15 protein-coding genes are annotated in these 15,376 nt (G+C 62.1%); 10 read left to right on the forward strand and 5 right to left on the reverse strand.

Annotated elements, in window-relative coordinates:
* The first annotated feature begins 54 nt into the window (after nt 1-54).
* From AYR47_RS12895 to AYR47_RS12910, 4 genes are all read left to right on the forward strand, one after another.
* Nucleotides 55-708, forward strand: a complete 654-nt coding sequence (locus AYR47_RS12895; protein ID WP_061435466.1) for a DsbA family oxidoreductase — start codon at nt 55-57, stop codon at nt 706-708.
* Between the two features lie 81 nt (nt 709-789).
* The gene (locus AYR47_RS12900; protein ID WP_061435467.1) at nt 790-1,710 is read left to right on the forward strand and encodes a hypothetical protein; all 921 of its coding nucleotides are present in this window, start codon (nt 790-792) and stop codon (nt 1,708-1,710) included.
* A complete protein-coding gene (locus AYR47_RS12905; RefSeq protein WP_010212789.1) occupies nt 1,707-2,087 on the forward strand; it encodes a transporter in 381 nt (126 codons plus the stop codon). Before AYR47_RS12900 ends, AYR47_RS12905 begins: the two co-directional genes overlap by 4 nt.
* Entirely contained in the window at nt 2,084-2,488 is a 405-nt protein-coding gene (locus AYR47_RS12910) for an EamA family transporter (protein ID WP_033896394.1), read from the forward strand. The genes AYR47_RS12905 and AYR47_RS12910 overlap by 4 nt, the downstream gene beginning before the upstream one ends.
* Before the next feature lie 91 nt (nt 2,489-2,579).
* Here AYR47_RS12910 and AYR47_RS12915 read toward each other — a convergent pair whose 3' ends face one another.
* Nucleotides 2,580-3,446, reverse strand: coding sequence for a fatty acid desaturase family protein (locus tag AYR47_RS12915; protein WP_033896395.1), 867 nt, complete (start codon nt 3,444-3,446; stop codon nt 2,580-2,582).
* A 55-nt stretch (nt 3,447-3,501) separates the two neighbouring features.
* Entirely contained in the window at nt 3,502-4,272 is a 771-nt protein-coding gene (locus tag AYR47_RS12920; RefSeq protein WP_061435468.1) for a MipA/OmpV family protein, read from the reverse strand.
* Between the two features lie 228 nt (nt 4,273-4,500).
* Between AYR47_RS12920 and AYR47_RS12925 the strand changes: the two genes are divergently transcribed.
* From AYR47_RS12925 to AYR47_RS12950, 6 genes are read left to right on the forward strand one after another with little or no spacing between them, the layout of a single operon-like run.
* Complete coding sequence (locus AYR47_RS12925) at nt 4,501-5,202, forward strand: MtnX-like HAD-IB family phosphatase (protein ID WP_033896397.1); 702 nt, start codon at nt 4,501-4,503, stop codon at nt 5,200-5,202.
* Complete coding sequence (locus tag AYR47_RS12930; RefSeq protein ID WP_016977483.1) at nt 5,195-6,589, forward strand: aspartate aminotransferase family protein; 1,395 nt, start codon at nt 5,195-5,197, stop codon at nt 6,587-6,589. Before AYR47_RS12925 ends, AYR47_RS12930 begins: the two co-directional genes overlap by 8 nt.
* Entirely contained in the window at nt 6,586-7,452 is an 867-nt protein-coding gene (locus AYR47_RS12935; RefSeq protein ID WP_033896398.1) for an alpha/beta hydrolase, read from the forward strand. Before AYR47_RS12930 ends, AYR47_RS12935 begins: the two co-directional genes overlap by 4 nt.
* Nucleotides 7,453-7,469: 17 nt before the next feature.
* Nucleotides 7,470-8,594, forward strand: coding sequence for a GNAT family N-acetyltransferase (locus AYR47_RS12940; RefSeq protein WP_033896399.1), 1,125 nt, complete (start codon nt 7,470-7,472; stop codon nt 8,592-8,594).
* A complete protein-coding gene (locus AYR47_RS12945; protein ID WP_038847825.1) occupies nt 8,594-10,363 on the forward strand; it encodes a sensor histidine kinase in 1,770 nt (589 codons plus the stop codon). The genes AYR47_RS12940 and AYR47_RS12945 overlap by 1 nt, the downstream gene beginning before the upstream one ends.
* Nucleotides 10,353-11,750 (forward strand): sigma-54-dependent transcriptional regulator, encoded by a 1,398-nt coding sequence (locus AYR47_RS12950; RefSeq protein ID WP_061435469.1) that lies wholly within the window; start codon nt 10,353-10,355, stop codon nt 11,748-11,750. The genes AYR47_RS12945 and AYR47_RS12950 overlap by 11 nt, the downstream gene beginning before the upstream one ends.
* On the opposite strand, the gene AYR47_RS12955 is transcribed toward AYR47_RS12950, so the two are convergent.
* The 3 genes from AYR47_RS12955 to AYR47_RS12965 form a co-directional block, all read right to left on the reverse strand.
* Complete coding sequence (locus AYR47_RS12955) at nt 11,751-12,089, reverse strand: GlpM family protein (RefSeq protein ID WP_033896402.1); 339 nt, start codon at nt 12,087-12,089, stop codon at nt 11,751-11,753. It abuts the gene before it with no gap.
* On the reverse strand, nt 12,089-13,369 hold the full coding sequence (locus tag AYR47_RS12960; protein WP_237142563.1) for a sigma-54-dependent transcriptional regulator: 1,281 nt from the start codon (nt 13,367-13,369) through the stop codon (nt 12,089-12,091). The genes AYR47_RS12955 and AYR47_RS12960 overlap by 1 nt, the downstream gene beginning before the upstream one ends.
* Before the next feature lie 65 nt (nt 13,370-13,434).
* A complete protein-coding gene (locus AYR47_RS12965) occupies nt 13,435-15,336 on the reverse strand; it encodes a sensor histidine kinase (protein ID WP_061435471.1) in 1,902 nt (633 codons plus the stop codon).
* Between the last annotated feature and the right edge of the window lie 40 nt (nt 15,337-15,376).

The raw sequence follows: 15,376 nt of genomic DNA on the forward strand, positions 1-15,376 counted from the left end.
ATTGGTGTATCGTGCAACCTTTGTGGCCCATTTGCGCCTGCGAGGTTGCCTGTCATGAGTACTCCCCTGAAAATCGATTTCGTCAGCGACGTGTCCTGCCCCTGGTGCATCATCGGCCTGCGTGGCCTGACTGAGGCCCTCGACCAACTGGGCGCCGAGGTGCAGGCCGAGATCCATTTCCAGCCGTTCGAGTTGAACCCGAACATGCCTGCCATCGGTCAGAACATCGTCGAGCACATCACCGAAAAGTACGGTTCCACCGCCGAGCAATCCCAGGCCAACCGCGAGCGTATCCGCGACCTGGGCGCCGGGTTGGGCTTCGCGTTCCGCACCGACGGCCAAAGCCGCATCTACAACACCTTCGACGCGCATCGCCTGCTGCATTGGGCCGGGCTGGAAGGCTTGCAGTACAACCTCAAGGAAGCGCTGTTCAAGGCGTATTTCACTGATGGCCAGGACCCGTCCGATCACGCCACCCTGGCGATGATCGCCGAAAGCGTCGGCCTGGATATCCAGCGTGCGGCCGAGATTCTCGCCTCCGATGAATACGCCGCTGAAGTGCGCGAGCAAGAGCAACTGTGGATCTCCCGTGGCGTGACCTCGGTGCCGACCATCGTGTTCAACGACCAGTACGCCGTCAGCGGCGGCCAGCCGGCGGAAGCCTTTGTGGGGGCGATCCGCCAGATCATCCAAGAGGCCAAAGGCTAAGCGCTGGCCCGTCCCTTGCATTGACCCCCTAAAGCCCATCCGGTACCGGATGGGCGCTGCCATTAGGGGTGAAACATTACCTTGAACATTCTTGACCTCGACCACAGCCTCACCGGCCAGGCACCGATTGCCCGGCGTCTGGCCAGCGGCCGTGCCACGCGTATCGACCTGCTGGACCTGGGCCCCAAGCTGCGCCTGTGGTCCACCGAAAAAACCTGGAAGCGCTTCGCCGAACGCCTGGCCCAACGGCCCCGGCCCACCGATGCGCGCCCGGAAATCCTGTTTGTCGGCTCCGGCGACTATCACCACCTCACGCCAGCCTTTCTCGCCGACCTGAAAGAACCCATCAGCCTGATCCACTTCGACAATCACCCCGACTGGGTGCGCTTTGCGCCCAAGCGTCACTGTGGTTCGTGGGTCAACCGCGCGCTGAAGATGCCGGCGATCAAGCGCATCGTCACCCTTGGCCCGTGCAGCGACGACCTGCACAACCCGCAACTGCGCGGCGGCAACCTCGGCGCGCTCAAGCGCGGGCACTTGCAACTGTTTCCCTGGCAGCATCCACCGTCGAAAGTCTGGGGCCGGGTAGGGGATGGCGCCGGTCACCAGCAGCAGGAAAACCACCTGTACTGGCGCAACCTGGCCGAGCTGGATTGGGCGCAATTCCTCGATCAGATGATCACCAGCCTGCCCACCGAAGCGATCTGGATCACCATCGACAAAGACGTGCTTGCCAGCGAAGACGCGGCCACCAACTGGGACCAGGGCGGCATGCGCCTGATCCACCTGCTACAAGCCCTGCGGGCCTTGGCAGCGCGCAAACGCATCATCGGCATCGACGTGTGCGGCGAGTTCGCCACCCCCGCCTTCAGCAATGCGTTCAAGCGTTGGGAAGCCAAGTCCGACCAGCCACCGCCGGAGCGCTGGAGCGCGGAAGACCTGCAGCGCAATGCGGCCACCAATGAAGCCCTGATCGACCTGTTTGAGGAACTGTTCCCGTGACGTTGACCGTGGTGTTGCTGGTGGCGTTTTCCATCGTGCTCGATGTGATCGGCCAGTTGTGTTTCAAGATCGGCCTGGACCGGTTGCCCGAGTTGGACGGCGGTTTTCGCCTGAATGCGTTCTGGGGCCAGGTGTTCAATGCGCCGTTGTTGTGGGCCGGGATCGGTGCCTATGCCATTGAGTTCTTCGTGTGGCTCGAAGCCTTGTCCCGTGCGCCGTTGAGCCTGTTGTTCCCGGCCGCTGCGCTGGCTTATTGCGGCGTGGTGCTGGCGGGCAAGGTGGTGCTGGGCGAAACCGTCAGCCGCCGCCGCTGGCTGGGCACGCTGGTGATTACCTTAGGCGTGATGTTGGTAGCCATTGCAGGGAGTCAGGCATGAGTACGCAAACGATGAATAATGGATGGCTGCACGGGCGCCTCGGCACGGTGGTGCTGTGGGCCTTGTTGATCTGTACCGAAAGCGCCGGCCAGTTGTTTACCAAAGTGGCTGGGGATCAACTGGGGCAGATGGATTTGAGCTGGCAATGGCTGGCGGACGTGGCGCGCAACCCTGGGATTCTGGCGGCCATCGCCAGCTACATCGGCGCGTTTTTCGTGTGGATGCTGATCCTGCGGCGCAGCAGCCTGTCCCTGGCGTTTCCGCTGAGTTCACTGGTGTTTGTGGTGGTGTTGCTGGGGTCGTGGCTGGGGCTGGGGGAACATATCAGCCCGCTGCACTGGGTGGGGGTGGCGGTGATTATCGGTGGTATCGCCCTCCTGGCAGAAGGCGAAGAAAACTGATCACTTTGGTCTGGTTCGATTTGATTTTTGTGGTGAGCGGGCTTGCCCCGCGCGAGGCAAGCTCGCTCACCACAAAATCCCGGTTTCAGCCCTAGTTGTTGCGGTGCGCTACCAGAAAGCCCAACCCGTGTGACACCGGGAGCTGCTTGACCCCCGCCTCACGCTGCTGCTCGGCAATCTCCCGATGAAACGCCTTCACATGGGTCCAGTGCATCTTCGGCCGGTAATGGTGCTCGGCGTGATAGCCGTTGTTCATCCAGATCAGGTTGTATAGCACGCTGTAGGAACTCACGCCCCAGGCGATCGGCAGGTCCGGGTTGCCGCCGAAGTGTTCGTAGTAGCCATTGAGCGATGACAGGCACTGGCCCAGGTACCAGAACGGCAACAGCCACAACACCGCCTGCCAGTTGTAGAACGCCAGGGCGATATAGAACGCCACCGTCACGCCGATCTCAACTTTGACCCAACGCGCATCCGCAGGGCGCTTGCGCTTCATCTCGTCATAGAACGGCTTGGGATCGTCGCGGAAAAAACTCAGGAAAGTATAAGCCCACGGGTTTTCCGGCTGGCCATTGTGGCCGCGCTGGTAGATCGACAGCGGGTCAATGGTTTTACCGTCCGGGCCCGGCAGGTCGGCGTTGCCACGGTGATGGCGGTTATGGATGTCGCGGTAGAGCGTCTGGGAAAAGCCGATGGTCACCGACAGCAGCAGATCGAACGCCCGGTTCATCGCGCGATGCGTGAAGTAGGCGTTGTGGATCTGGTTGTGGGAGATGCTGTTGATGCTCCACGACAGGCTGATCGCATAGACCAGCGCCAGAGGCACCAGCGCCCACCAGCTCAGACTATGGAAGGCGGTGACCAGCCAAATGACAAAGGCGAAATGCGCCAGGCCCAGGGCAATGGGGATCAGGTCCCACAGCGAATGATGCAACAGGCGGTAAGCGGGGCGAGCCATGAAGAGTGTCCTGGAAAAATGGATTCCACGACCTCATTGCAAACCCCAGACCAACCTAATCGAACTTGTAGCTGATGGCCGTCTGCACCTGGCCCTGGTTCACGTCGCCGGTCTGCCGCACGATGCTGCTGTCGGCCGCCGAGCCGACCAGGTGAACCCAACTGGCGCTGGTCAGCAGCGACCATTTTTCGGCCAGGGGAAACTCGAAACTCTGCGTCAGCGTCAGGTTCTGGAAGCCGCCGTTGGCGTTGTAGGGGCGAAAGCCGGTGGCGGCGGCCTCGTTGTCATCCACGCCGAAAAACGTGTTGGTCTGGCGCGCATCGGCGAAATGCGCGACCAGGCCGCTGCTGCCGATAATCCCGCCACCCAGGGGGTAGCCCAGTTCGCCGCCGACTTTGCCCAGGGCACCGCTCTGCGAATGCCCCCCGCCCACGGCTTGCCCCAATTGCGCGTAGACCCGCCAGAAATCAGCCGGGGCGTATTGGATGAAACCACCGACTTCCGCCATGTCCGACACATTGCGCAGGCCCTGGAGATCGCCATTGGACGTGCGGCCCGACAGGTAATTGATGTAGGGGCCGGCGGTCAGGCCCTGGGTGTTGAGCGCGCTCCAGGTCAGGCCGTCATCGGTGCTCAGGCTGACATCGCCCCAGTCCAGGTCGAAGTAGGGAACCGGCCGCGTTTCGTAGCGGCTGCCGGTGGGGTCATGGGGCTGGTAGCTGACGCCTGCGCCGACTTCGCCGGTGATACCGCCGGCCTGAGCCGCGCTAGAAACGCTCCAGAGGCCCAGTAAACCGGCCAGTGCAGCGCAAGTGATCCTCAACATGGTCACTGTTCCTTGATTGATTACGTGCGCATGAACGCGCAAAGCATCCTTTCCACGCAAGCACTCATCTTGTTTGTAGCAAGCTACAAAAATTGTAGCTCCTGGGACACAAATTGCCCGCCATGCCAGGCAAAGCCCCAGCCCCGCTGGCTGTTGGCCAGTTGGCACACTCCCTGCTCTACCCCTTGTTACAAGCGCACACAGCGCGCTCCTCCAAGGTAAACAACGATGATCCACTGGCATATCGTGTGTGACTTCGACGGGACCATTACCCCCACCGATGTCATCGACAACGTCCTCCAACGCTTCGCCGGCCCCGAGTGGGAAACCATCGAACAGGAATGGCTGGATGGGCATATCGGTTCACGCGAATGCCTGAGCCGCCAACTGGCGCTGATCAAGGCGACCCCCTCCGAACTGCTGGCGTATTTCGACAGCGTCGAGATCGACCCGGACTTCCCGGACTTCGTCGACCACGTCATGGGCCTGGGCGCAACCATCGAAGTGGTCAGCGACGGCATCGAGCAGGGCATTGCGCGGATCCTGTCGCGCAACTACGTGACCTTGCTGCCGATCCTCGCCAACCGCCTGCGCCAAGTCGACCAGAACAGCTGGCGCATCGACTTCCCGTATTCCAGCGACGCCTGCCGCGCCGCCTCCGGCAACTGCAAGTGCAAGTCCACGCCGCGCAACAAGCGCGTGCTGGTGATCGGCGACGGCAAGTCCGACATGTGCGTGGCGTCCACCGCCGACTTCGTGTTCGCCAAGGGCAGCCTCGCCAAGTACTGCGAAGCCAACAACATTCCTCACGCACGCTTCGACACCTTTGCCGAACTGCCTGCGTTGCTGGCCCGACTGCCACAAGGCATCGCCGCCAACGCTACCTCCTTTACTGCTGCTGACAATCAGGAACTCTTCCACCATGTCTGATATCCGTATCGCTACCGCCGAAGACCAGATCCTTCTCGATAAAGAAGCCAAATACTGCTCCTACGGCGACACCGTCCACTACATCGAGCCGCCGCGCATTTTCAGCCGTTGCGAAGGCTCCTACGTGTGGGACACCGAAGACCAGGCCTACCTTGACCTGCAGATGTGGTACTCGGCGGTCAACTTCGGCTACGCCAACCCGCGCCTCAACAACGCGCTGAAACAGCAGATCGACACCCTGCCGCAGATCGCCAGCCAGTACCTGCACAAGGGCAAGATCGAGCTGTCGGAAATGATCGCGGTCGACGCCAAGAAGAAATTCGGCCTCGACGGTCGCGTGCACTTCAACGTCGGCGGTTCGCAGTCCATCGAAGACTCCCTGAAGGTGGTGCGTAACGCCACCAACGGCAAGAGCCTGATGTTCGCCTTCGAAGGCGGCTACCACGGGCGTACCCTCGGCGCTTCGTCGATCACCTCCAGCTACCGCTACCGTCGCCGCTACGGCCACTTCGGCGAGCGCGCGCAGTTCATCCCGTTCCCGTATCACTTCCGTGGCCCTAAAGGCATGACCAAGGAAGAGTACGGCAGCCACTGCGTGCAGCAATTCGCCCGCCTGTTCGAGACCGAATACAACGGTGTGTGGGACCCGAAAGTCGGTTCCAGCGAATACGCTGCGTTCTACGTCGAGCCGATCCAGGGCACCGGCGGCTACGTGATCCCGCCGATGAACTTCTACCGTGAGTTGAAGCACGTGCTGGATCAGCACGGCATCCTGATGGTCTCCGACGAGATCCAGATGGGCTTCTACCGCACCGGCAAACTGTGGTCGATCGAGCACTTCGACGTGCAACCGGACGTGATTGTGTTCGGCAAGGCGCTGACCAACGGCCTCAACCCACTGGGCGGCATCTGGGCCCGTGAAGAGTTGATCAACCCGAAGATCTTCCCACCTGGTTCGACCCACTCCACCTTCGCCTCCAACCCATTGGGCACGGCGGTAGGCCTGGAAATGTTCAAGATGACCAACGAAGTCGACTACGGCGCGATGGTCATGGCCAAGGGCAAGTTCTTCCTTGAAGGCCTGCAAGACCTGCAGAAGCGTTTCCCGATCATCGGTGACGTCGACGGCCTGGGCCTGGCCCTGCGCTGCGAAATCTGCGGCCCGGATGGTTTTACGCCGGACAAGGCAACCCTGGACTACATGGTCGAAGAAGGCATGAAGGGCGACATGGTGGTGGACGGTCAGAAACTCGGCCTGATCCTCGACGTGGGCGGTTACTACAAAAACGTGATCACCCTGGCACCGTCCCTGGAAATCAGCTACCCGGAAATCGAACTGGGCCTGAAGCTGCTTGAGCAACTGCTGGTGCGGGCGACCAACCGGTGAAAACGGCAGAGATCGACCTCGGTGAAGGTACTGCCGGCTTCGTTCTCGGTGATGGTCCGGTCGGGATTTTGTTGATCCACGGCCTGACCGGCACCCCGACGGAATTGCGCCAGGTCGCCAAGGGCCTGGCCAAGGTGGGCAATTGCACGGTGTACGTGCCCACCCTGGCCGGGCACTGCGGTGATAACAGCGACCTGCAAGCCACCGGCTGGCGCGACTGGTACGAAGGCGTGCGCAAGACGTTCGTCGGTGTGAAACAGCGCCATGAACAGGTGTTTGTCGGTGGTTTGTCCATGGGCGCGGTGATGTCGATGTACGTGGCCGCCGAGCACCCTGGGCAAGTCGCCGGGCTGCTGATGTATTCCACCACCCTGAAGTACGACGGTTGGAGCATCAACAAGTTGGCGTTCCTCACGCCGTTGCTGATGAAAATCCCCTTCGGCGTGCACATCTGCCGCTTCGAAGAGAAGCCGCCATACGGCATCAAGAATGAACGCCTGCGCGGCATCGTCGAGCGGCAGATGAAAGAGGGCGAGAGCAGCGAGGCGGGCTTGCTGACCATGGAGGGCATCACCGTGCGCGAGCTGCACCGGATGAACGCCGTGGTCAAGAAGCGCATGCCGCAGGTCAAGGTGCCGGCGTTGGTGTTGCACTCCATCGAGGACGACATCACCAGCCGTTGGAACGCAGACTATGTGGAACGCCACCTCGGTGGCCCGGTGACCAAGATCCTGCTGGACAACTGCTACCACATGATCACCGTCGACTTGCAATACCGCCGGGTGATCGAGTTGAGCGCGGAGTTTGTCGGGCAGCATGCCGAGTCCATTCCGGCCCCCCAAGATTATCGACAGCGGGCTTGAGCCTTAAGGAAACCCTTGTGATTACCGCCCAAGCCTTCCCGACCATCCGGGCCCTCCAGCGCAGTGCCTGGAACGACTGTTTCCCGGGTGCCCTGGAGGACTGGGACTATTACGTCGCCGTGGAAAACGCCGCTATCGATGATTTTCAGTGGCGTTACCTGGCGGTTTACGAAGATGGAACGCTGGTGGCTGTGGCGGCCGCGTTCATCACCCATTATCGCCTCGACACCACGGTGTCGGGCGCCGGCAAACGCTTGACCGAGCGTGTGGAGCGACTGTGGCCGGGGCTTTTGCAACTGGGCCTGTATGCCCTCGGCTCCCCGGTGGCGGAGCGCTGCGACGTTGGTTTTGCCAGCAGTGTGGCGGATACACGACGTCCGCTGCTGCTCAAGCACCTTTTGGAAGCCGCGCGCCAGGATGCCGATGACTTCGGTATCGGCCTGGTAGCGGTCAAGGACGCACCGAGCAAAGACCCGCACTGGGTCGAAAGTTGCCGCGCGGCGGGCTTCCAGAGCATGCCGAGCTTGCCCACGGGCGTGTTGCCGCTGCCCTACGGCTCGGTGGACGCCTACCTGGGGTCCCTGGGCAAATCCACACGCAAGGACCTGCGCCGCAAACTGCGCGCGCCGGGGCCGCGAGTGGAGTGGCGGCGCAATATCGACGACGTGCTGCCCGAGGTCATGCGCCTGTACGAGGCCACGCTCACGCGTGCCGAGTTGCAGTTCGAGCGGCTGCCCGCCGGTTACTTCACCGGTGTGCTCGAACGCCTTGATGAGCGGGCGGTCTGTGTTCTTTACTGGGTGGACGAGCAACTGGTGGCGTTCAACCTGATCCTGGTGGACGAGCACCGGCTGGTGGACAAGTTTTTCGGGCATGACGTGGAATTCACCCGTGACTACAACCTGTACTTCCGTAGCTGGCTGACCAATGTCGACTACTGTATTCAACACAATATTGCCGTGTATGAGTGCGGCCAGGCCGGGTATGCCAGTAAGCTGCGCCTGGGCTGCGAGTTCCAGGGCAACAGCGTGTTTTTCCGCCACCGCAACCGGCTGGTCAACGGCCTGCTCAAGCTTGTAAAACTGTTTATTCGACCGGATCGTTCCGACCCTGCCATGGCTGCTGCGATAAGCGAAACCTGATGATCACCAAGACCCGCCAGAAAGCCCGCCCCTTTGCCATTTCGCGTTGGAGCGTCCAGCGCAAGCTGGTGCTGGCGTTCTGGTTGGTCAGCGTGATCCCTACCATGATCGCCGCCGAACTGGCGGCCACCACGCTGTCGCAGATCTTCGACAGCAACGTGCGCATCTGGCTGCAGGAGTCGACCAAGATCGTCAAGGATGAGATCGGCGACATCCTTCACGACAACGCGCGCATGGCCAAGCTGTTCCTGCGCTACACCAGCCCGCCGTCGAGCCGGCAAGCCGCCAAGCACGACCGGCTGACCGCCGACATTGCCGACGCCACCGACATCGACGTGGTGGCGCTGATCCGCATGAGCGACCACAAGCTGGTGTTCAGCACCGCCTCTGACGACATCGTCAAGCAGATCAGCCTGACCAGCAACGCGGTGTTGCAGACCGTGCAGGTGGCCGGGGTGAGCACGGGGGTTGTGGTGTCGACTTTTGAAACCACCCAAGACGGTGTCGATTACCTGCTGTTGGTCGCCACTTATCTGGACAGCAGTTTCCTCACCAGCGTGGCCGATGTGCATTCCCTCGACCTGCGCCTGTACCTGGCCAATCCCAATGGCTTCTCAGAGATATTCTCGACCCAACGCTTTGAAGACCACCCGTCGCGCATCCCCAAGAACGTCGAAATCGCCATGCGCAGCACCAAGCAGCCGAGCGAACAGTTCACCAACAACTACAGCGGTTTGTACTGGCCGATCTTCAACGATGCCGGTGAGCTGCAAGGTGTGATCTTCAGTGGCTTGCTGCGCCACACCAGCCTGGTGGGGCTGGTAAACCAGAGCAATCTGTTCGTGCTGATTTTCCTGCTCAGTTCGGCGCTGTCACTGGCGGCGGGGGTGTTGGTATCGCGGCGCCTGACCAAGCCGCTGCGGGACTTGTCCCAAGGCGTGAGCGCGGTGATTTCCGGCGACTACGCGCACCGCGTGGTAGTCAGCGGCGGCGACGAACTGGCGCAGTTGAGCAGCACCTTCAACCATATGACCGAGCGGCTTGGCGAGTTGCATCACCTTGAAGCCCAGCTGCGTCGACGTGATCGCCTGCATGCCCTGGGTGAAGTCGCCATGGGCCTGGCCCATGAGATCCGCAACCCGCTGGGCATCATCAAGACGGCGACGCAGCTGCTGCACCGCCGCGCCGACCTGGCGGAAACCGACAAGCGTCATCTGGAATATGTGGTCAGCGAGGTCAGCCGTATCAACGACCTGATCACCGAATTCCTCGACTTTGCCAAGCCCAACCCGCCTCTGCGCGTGTTGCTGCCGGCGCGCCCGCTGGTGGAGGAAATCCTCGGCTTCTGCGCGCCGGAACTGGCCACCCATAACATCGACGCGCACATCGACGACCAGGCACCCGGAGCGACGATTTACGCGGATGCCAAACAGCTCAAGCAGGCGTGCCTCAACCTGATCCTCAACGCCATCGACGCGATGCCCGAAGGCGGGCGCCTGACCTTGGGCATTCGTACGGAAGGCGAGAACACGCTGATCAGCATTACTGACACCGGCCAAGGCATTCCGGCGGACATGATCGAGCGCATCTTCACGCCATTTGTCACCACCAAGGCGTCGGGCACCGGATTGGGCCTGGCCAAAGTCTATTCGATCATGGAAAGTCACGACGGCAGCATCGAATGTGCCAGTGAGAAAGATGCCGGCGCCACCTTCAGCCTGTACATTCCGGCGAGTGGCGAAGACGACGAGGACAGTCATGACGCATAACATTCTGGTAGTCGACGACGAACCCAAGCTCTGCGACCTGTTGGCCTCGGCCCTGGGCCAGAGCGACGTGCAGGTGTTTGTCGCCGGCAACGGCCTGCACGCGCTCAAGGTGCTGGAGCAGGAAGACATCGACCTGGTGATCAGCGATTGGCGCATGCCAGGCATGGACGGGCCGGCGCTGCTGGCCGAGATCAAGGTGCGCTACCCCCATGTGCCGGTGATCGTGATGACCGCCTACAGCACGGTGAAAAACGCCGTGCAGTCGATGCGCAACGGCGCCTACGACTACATCGCCAAGCCGTTCGATATCGACGAGCTGGACATCACCGTGGCCAAGGCCCTGCAATTTCGCGACATCATGCGCGACAACGCACGCATGCGTGCCGAGCTGGACGAACACGCCCAGTTCGACAGCCTGGTGGGCGACAGCCCGGCGTTTCGCAAAGTGCTGCAAGCGGTGGACTCGGTGCGCGACAGCAGCGCCACCATCCTGCTGACCGGCGAAAGCGGCACCGGCAAGGAAATGGTTGCCCGTGCCATCCACAAGCATGGCAGTCGCGCCGACAAACCCTTCGTGGCGGTCAATTGCGCAGCCATTCCGGAAGGGTTGCTGGAAAGCGAAATGTTCGGCCATCGCAAAGGCGCGTTTACTGGCGCCGTGGCTGACCGGATAGGGCGCTTCCAACAGGCCGACAAGGGCACGCTCTTTCTCGATGAAGTGGGCGACATGCCCCTGGCGTTGCAGGCCAAGATCCTGCGCGCGTTGCAGGAGCGGGTGATCGAACCGGTGGGCGATCCCCGCGAACGCAAGGTCGATGTGCGCGTGATCGCCGCCACCAACAAAAACCTGCTGGAAGCGGTGGCCAACAAGGAATTTCGCGAAGACCTGTACTACCGCCTCAACGTGTTCCCGATTCCCCTGCCGTCCTTGCGCGAACGGGTGGAAGACATCGCTCCCTTGGCCCGCCACTTCGCCCAGACCCTCAGCGCTACAGCGGGTAAACGCATCACCGGCTTCAGCCCGGAGGCGTTGCAGGCCATGGCGGCGTATCACTGGCCAGGCAATATCCGTGAACTGCAGAACTGCGTAGAGCGCGCGACCATCGTGGCGGCGTCGCCGGTGATCGAGGACATCGACTTGCCGGGTTACCTGTTTGCTTCCAAGCCAAGCGAGGACGGTGTGACGGCGATCCTCAGCGACGGGCCGGGCATTCCCCAGGACCTGGATGCGGCGCTGGCGGAGGTGGAGAAGGCCTACATACTCGCGGCGTTGCAGGAGAGCAATGGCGTGCAGGCGGCGGCGGCAGCGAAGATCGGCATTTCGGAGCGCAGCTTCTGGTATCGGCTGAAGAAGCTGGGCATTCAGGTCGACAAGATCGTGCGCTGATCAGGCGTGAACGCGGACCCACACGCTGACCAGCACCGTCGCGGCCATCAACCATGCTACTGCCGCCACGGCGAGTGACGCTTCCAACCGCATCCGATCGACCATCACATACAACGTCGCCAAATACACAAAATACGGAATGATCGACCACATCCCGAACAGGATCGTGGTCTTCAAGTCGTCCACCGAACGGCCTTTGCCGACGATGTAGTGGGCGATCAAGGCAAAGGTCGGAAACAGCGGCACCAAGCCTGCGATGTAGTAATTCCTGGTCTTGGCCAGCGCGGCCAGAATCAATACCACGGCCGCGCCCAGGGCGGCTTTCAATAGCAGATCCATCAGTGGCTCAACCCGTATTTTTTGACTTTGTCGAACAGTGTGGTCTTGGCCATCCCCAGTTCCTGGCTGGCCTGGGTCAGGTTGCCACCGCTGCGTTGCAAGGCATCGTTGAGCAGGTTGCGTTCGAAGGCTTCCACCGCTTCGGTGAAGGCCAGGCCCTGGCTGCCGCTGCTGGCGCCGCTTTTCTTGAACGCCGGCAGGCCGAGGGCGAAGCGTTCGGCGACGTTGCGCAGCTCACGCACGTTGCCCGGCCAGTCGTGGCTCATCAGGCTCGACAGGGTCTGGTTGTCCAGCTCCGGCACACTGCGGTCGAAACGCAGCGACGACTGCTGCAGGAAATGTTCGAACAGTTGCAGGATGTCTTCACGGCGCTCGCGCAGCGGCGGCAGTTCCAGGGTCACTACGTTGAGGCGGTAGTACAAGTCGCTGCGGAACTGGTTGGCACGGCTCAGTTCGTCGAGGTCGGACTTGGTGGCGGCGATCACCCGGCAATCCACCGCCACGCTCTGGTTCGAACCCAGGCGCTCCAGGGTGCGCTCCTGCAACACCCGCAGCAGTTTGATCTGCAGGTTGATCGGCATGCTTTCCACTTCATCGAGGAACAACGTGCCTTCGTGGGCGTGTTCGATCTTGCCGATGCGGCGCTTGCCGGCGCCGGTGAAGGCGTTGGCTTCGTGGCCGAAAATCTCGCTTTCGAACAGGTTCTCCGGCAGGCCGCCGCAGTTCAGGGCGACGAACTGGTGGGCGTGACGCCGGCTGAAATCATGCAGGCAGCGCGCGACCAGTTCCTTGCCGGTGCCGGTCTCGCCTTCGATCAGCACGTTGGCCGAGGTGTCGGCCACGTTGGCGATCAGCTCGCGCAGGTTCTGCATGGCCGGCGAGCGGCCGATGATGCGGCCTTCCAGTGAATCGCGCTCGGCCAATTGGCGGCGCAACGACCAGACTTCCCGCGCCAGCCCGCGCTGCTCCAGGGCGCGGCGCGCCACGTCGACCAGGCGTTCGGGGGAGAAGGGTTTTTCCATGAAGTCATAGGCGCCGTTGCGCATGGCGCCGACGGCCATGGAGATATCGCCATGCCCGGTGATCAGCACCACCGGCAGGCTTTTATCCAGGGCCTTGAGGCGGGTGAGCAGCTCCAGGCCGTCAATGCCTGGCAGGCGGATGTCGCTGATCACGATGCCGGCGAAGTTCTCGCCGATGCGCTTCAACGCTTCTTCAGCGCTGCCCACGCCGACGCTGGGAATGTCTTCCAGGGCCAGGGCCTGCTGGCAGCCGAGCAGCACATGGGGATCGTCCTCGACGATCAGCACGGTGAGCTCGTCTTTGATGGCTTTAGCGTCTGTATTCATGTCGACTCAGCTTTTTGAGCGCCCGCCAACGGCAGGCACAAGACAAAGGCCGTTCCACCACTGACCGGGTGCTCCACGGCAAGGTTGCCGCCGGTGGCGGCCGCGAGGCTGGCGGACAGCGTCAGGCCCAGGCCCAGGCCTTGCTCGCCGGGCTTGGTGGTGAAGAACGGTTCAAACAAATGTTTGCGCGCCTCGGCGTCGATACCGTGACCATTATCACGCACGTGCAGGCGGTATTTGCCCTCGCTGCTGCTGCCTTCCAGCCACAGCTCGGGCGTGGGTTGGGCCTGCATGGCGTCGAGGGCATTGCCGATCAGGTTGACCAGGATCTGCTCCAGGCGCGTCTGGTCGATTTGCAATTGGGCGGGGGAAAAGTCGCGGTGCAGGTTCAGTGGCAAGCTGTCCAGGCGTGCGCCGAGAACCTGGAAAGCCGCGTCGACCGCTTTGGCCAGGCTGGCCTCGCCCTGGTCATCGCCACGTCGGGCGAAGGAACGCAGGCTGGCGGTGATGCGGCCCATGCGGTCGATCAATTCGTTGATGGTCTTGAGGTTGGCGCTGGCGGTGTCCAGGGCGCCGCGCTCCAGGAAGCGCACGGTATTGCCGGACAAGGTGCGCAGCGCCGCCAGTGGCTGGTTCAATTCGTGGGCAATGCTGGTGGACATCTGGCCGATGGCCGCCAGTTTGCCGGCCTGCACCAGCTCATCCTGGGCGCGGCGCAGCGTCTCTTCGGCCTGGCGTCGTTCGCGGATCTGGCCCTTGAGCCGTTCGTTGCTGGCGCGCAGGTCGGCGGTGCGCTCGGCGATCCGCCGTTCCAACTGGCTGTTGGCTTCCTGCAAGGCTTCCCGCGCGGCGAGGCGGGTGGCGATGACCTTGCGCCGCTCGTTCCAGGCGATCAGCAAAAACGCCACCAGGCCAAACGCAACGGCCACCAAAATGCCCTGGTTGATCGCGGCGCGGCGTAGATCGTTGAGCGGCGTGAGCAGGGTGAAATTCCACGGCGTGTCATTCAGCGGGCGGGTTTGCGCCAGGTAGCTGACTTCGTGCTCGTCGTTGACCACTTCGCTGTTGGCCGGGAAGGTCAGTTTCTCGGTGCCTTCGTTGAGACGCTCGCGGGCCAGGGGTTCCAGCTCGTTGAGCGTCGCCCAGTAATATTGCAGGCTGTGGGCCAGGCGATCCTTGGTGTCATCGCTCAGCGGGCGCACGGCCTTGAGGCGGCGGGCCGGGTCGCTGGAGAGGATGATGATGCCGTTCTCGTCGCTCACAAAGGCTTCGAGGCGCGCACGCTGCCAGCGTTCTTCCAGGGCTTCGAGGCGCACCTTGACCACGGCGACGCCGATGATCTTGCCGTGCTCTTCGAGGCCGTGGGCCAGGTAGTAGCCGGGTTCGCCGTTGGTGCTGCCGATGCCATAGAAACGGCCAGGCTGGCCGCGCACGGCGTTCTGGAAATAGGCGCGGAAGGACAGGTCTTCACCCTGGTAACTGTCGGCATCGCGCCAGTTACTGGTGGCCAGTACGCGGCCGGTGGTGTCCATCACATAGATGGCCCGACTGCGACTGCGTCGGTTCAGGCCTTCGAGGTAATCGTTGACGGTCTTGCGGGTTTCCTGGTTCGGATCGGCCAGCAGCGTGGAGACGCTGGATTCCAACTCCAGAAGGCTCGGCAGGTAGGTGTATTTGCTCAGTTCACTTTCGACGGTGCGGGCATGCAGCTCCAGCTGGCGTTCGCCGGTATCGCTGAGGGTGCGGATGCCGTAGTACTCGCTGACCCAGAAGCCGATATAACCCAGGCCGATCATCAGGGCGATGATCAACGGCGGCAGGAACAGTTGGCGGATCAGACGTGGTTTCACGGCAAGTGATGGCGGTGCGGCGCGAAATTGGTTGGGGTCGCATTTCATCACAGATGCCTTGGGTCAACCAGTTGTGGTGAAGGGGATT

The organism is Pseudomonas azotoformans (genome assembly GCF_001579805.1).
Taxonomy (GTDB): Bacteria; Pseudomonadota; Gammaproteobacteria; order Pseudomonadales; family Pseudomonadaceae; genus Aquipseudomonas; species Aquipseudomonas azotoformans_A.

Bases quoted from the DNA above. Each gene is read 5' to 3' on its own strand.
- AYR47_RS12950 (WP_061435469.1), top strand. From the start codon at position 10,353: ATGACGCATAACATTCTGGTAGTCGACGACGAACCCAAGCTCTGCGAC.
- AYR47_RS12910 (WP_033896394.1), top strand. From the start codon at position 2,084: ATGAGTACGCAAACGATGAATAATGGATGGCTGCACGGGCGCCTCGGC.
- AYR47_RS12920 (WP_061435468.1), bottom strand. From the start codon at position 4,272: ATGTTGAGGATCACTTGCGCTGCACTGGCCGGTTTACTGGGCCTCTGG.
- AYR47_RS12925 (WP_033896397.1), top strand. From the start codon at position 4,501: ATGATCCACTGGCATATCGTGTGTGACTTCGACGGGACCATTACCCCC.
- AYR47_RS12895 (WP_061435466.1), top strand. From the start codon at position 55: ATGAGTACTCCCCTGAAAATCGATTTCGTCAGCGACGTGTCCTGCCCC.
- AYR47_RS12945 (WP_038847825.1), top strand. From the start codon at position 8,594: ATGATCACCAAGACCCGCCAGAAAGCCCGCCCCTTTGCCATTTCGCGT.
- AYR47_RS12915 (WP_033896395.1), bottom strand. From the start codon at position 3,446: ATGGCTCGCCCCGCTTACCGCCTGTTGCATCATTCGCTGTGGGACCTG.
- AYR47_RS12965 (WP_061435471.1), bottom strand. From the start codon at position 15,336: ATGAAATGCGACCCCAACCAATTTCGCGCCGCACCGCCATCACTTGCC.
- AYR47_RS12955 (WP_033896402.1), bottom strand. From the start codon at position 12,089: ATGGATCTGCTATTGAAAGCCGCCCTGGGCGCGGCCGTGGTATTGATT.
- AYR47_RS12930 (WP_016977483.1), top strand. From the start codon at position 5,195: ATGTCTGATATCCGTATCGCTACCGCCGAAGACCAGATCCTTCTCGAT.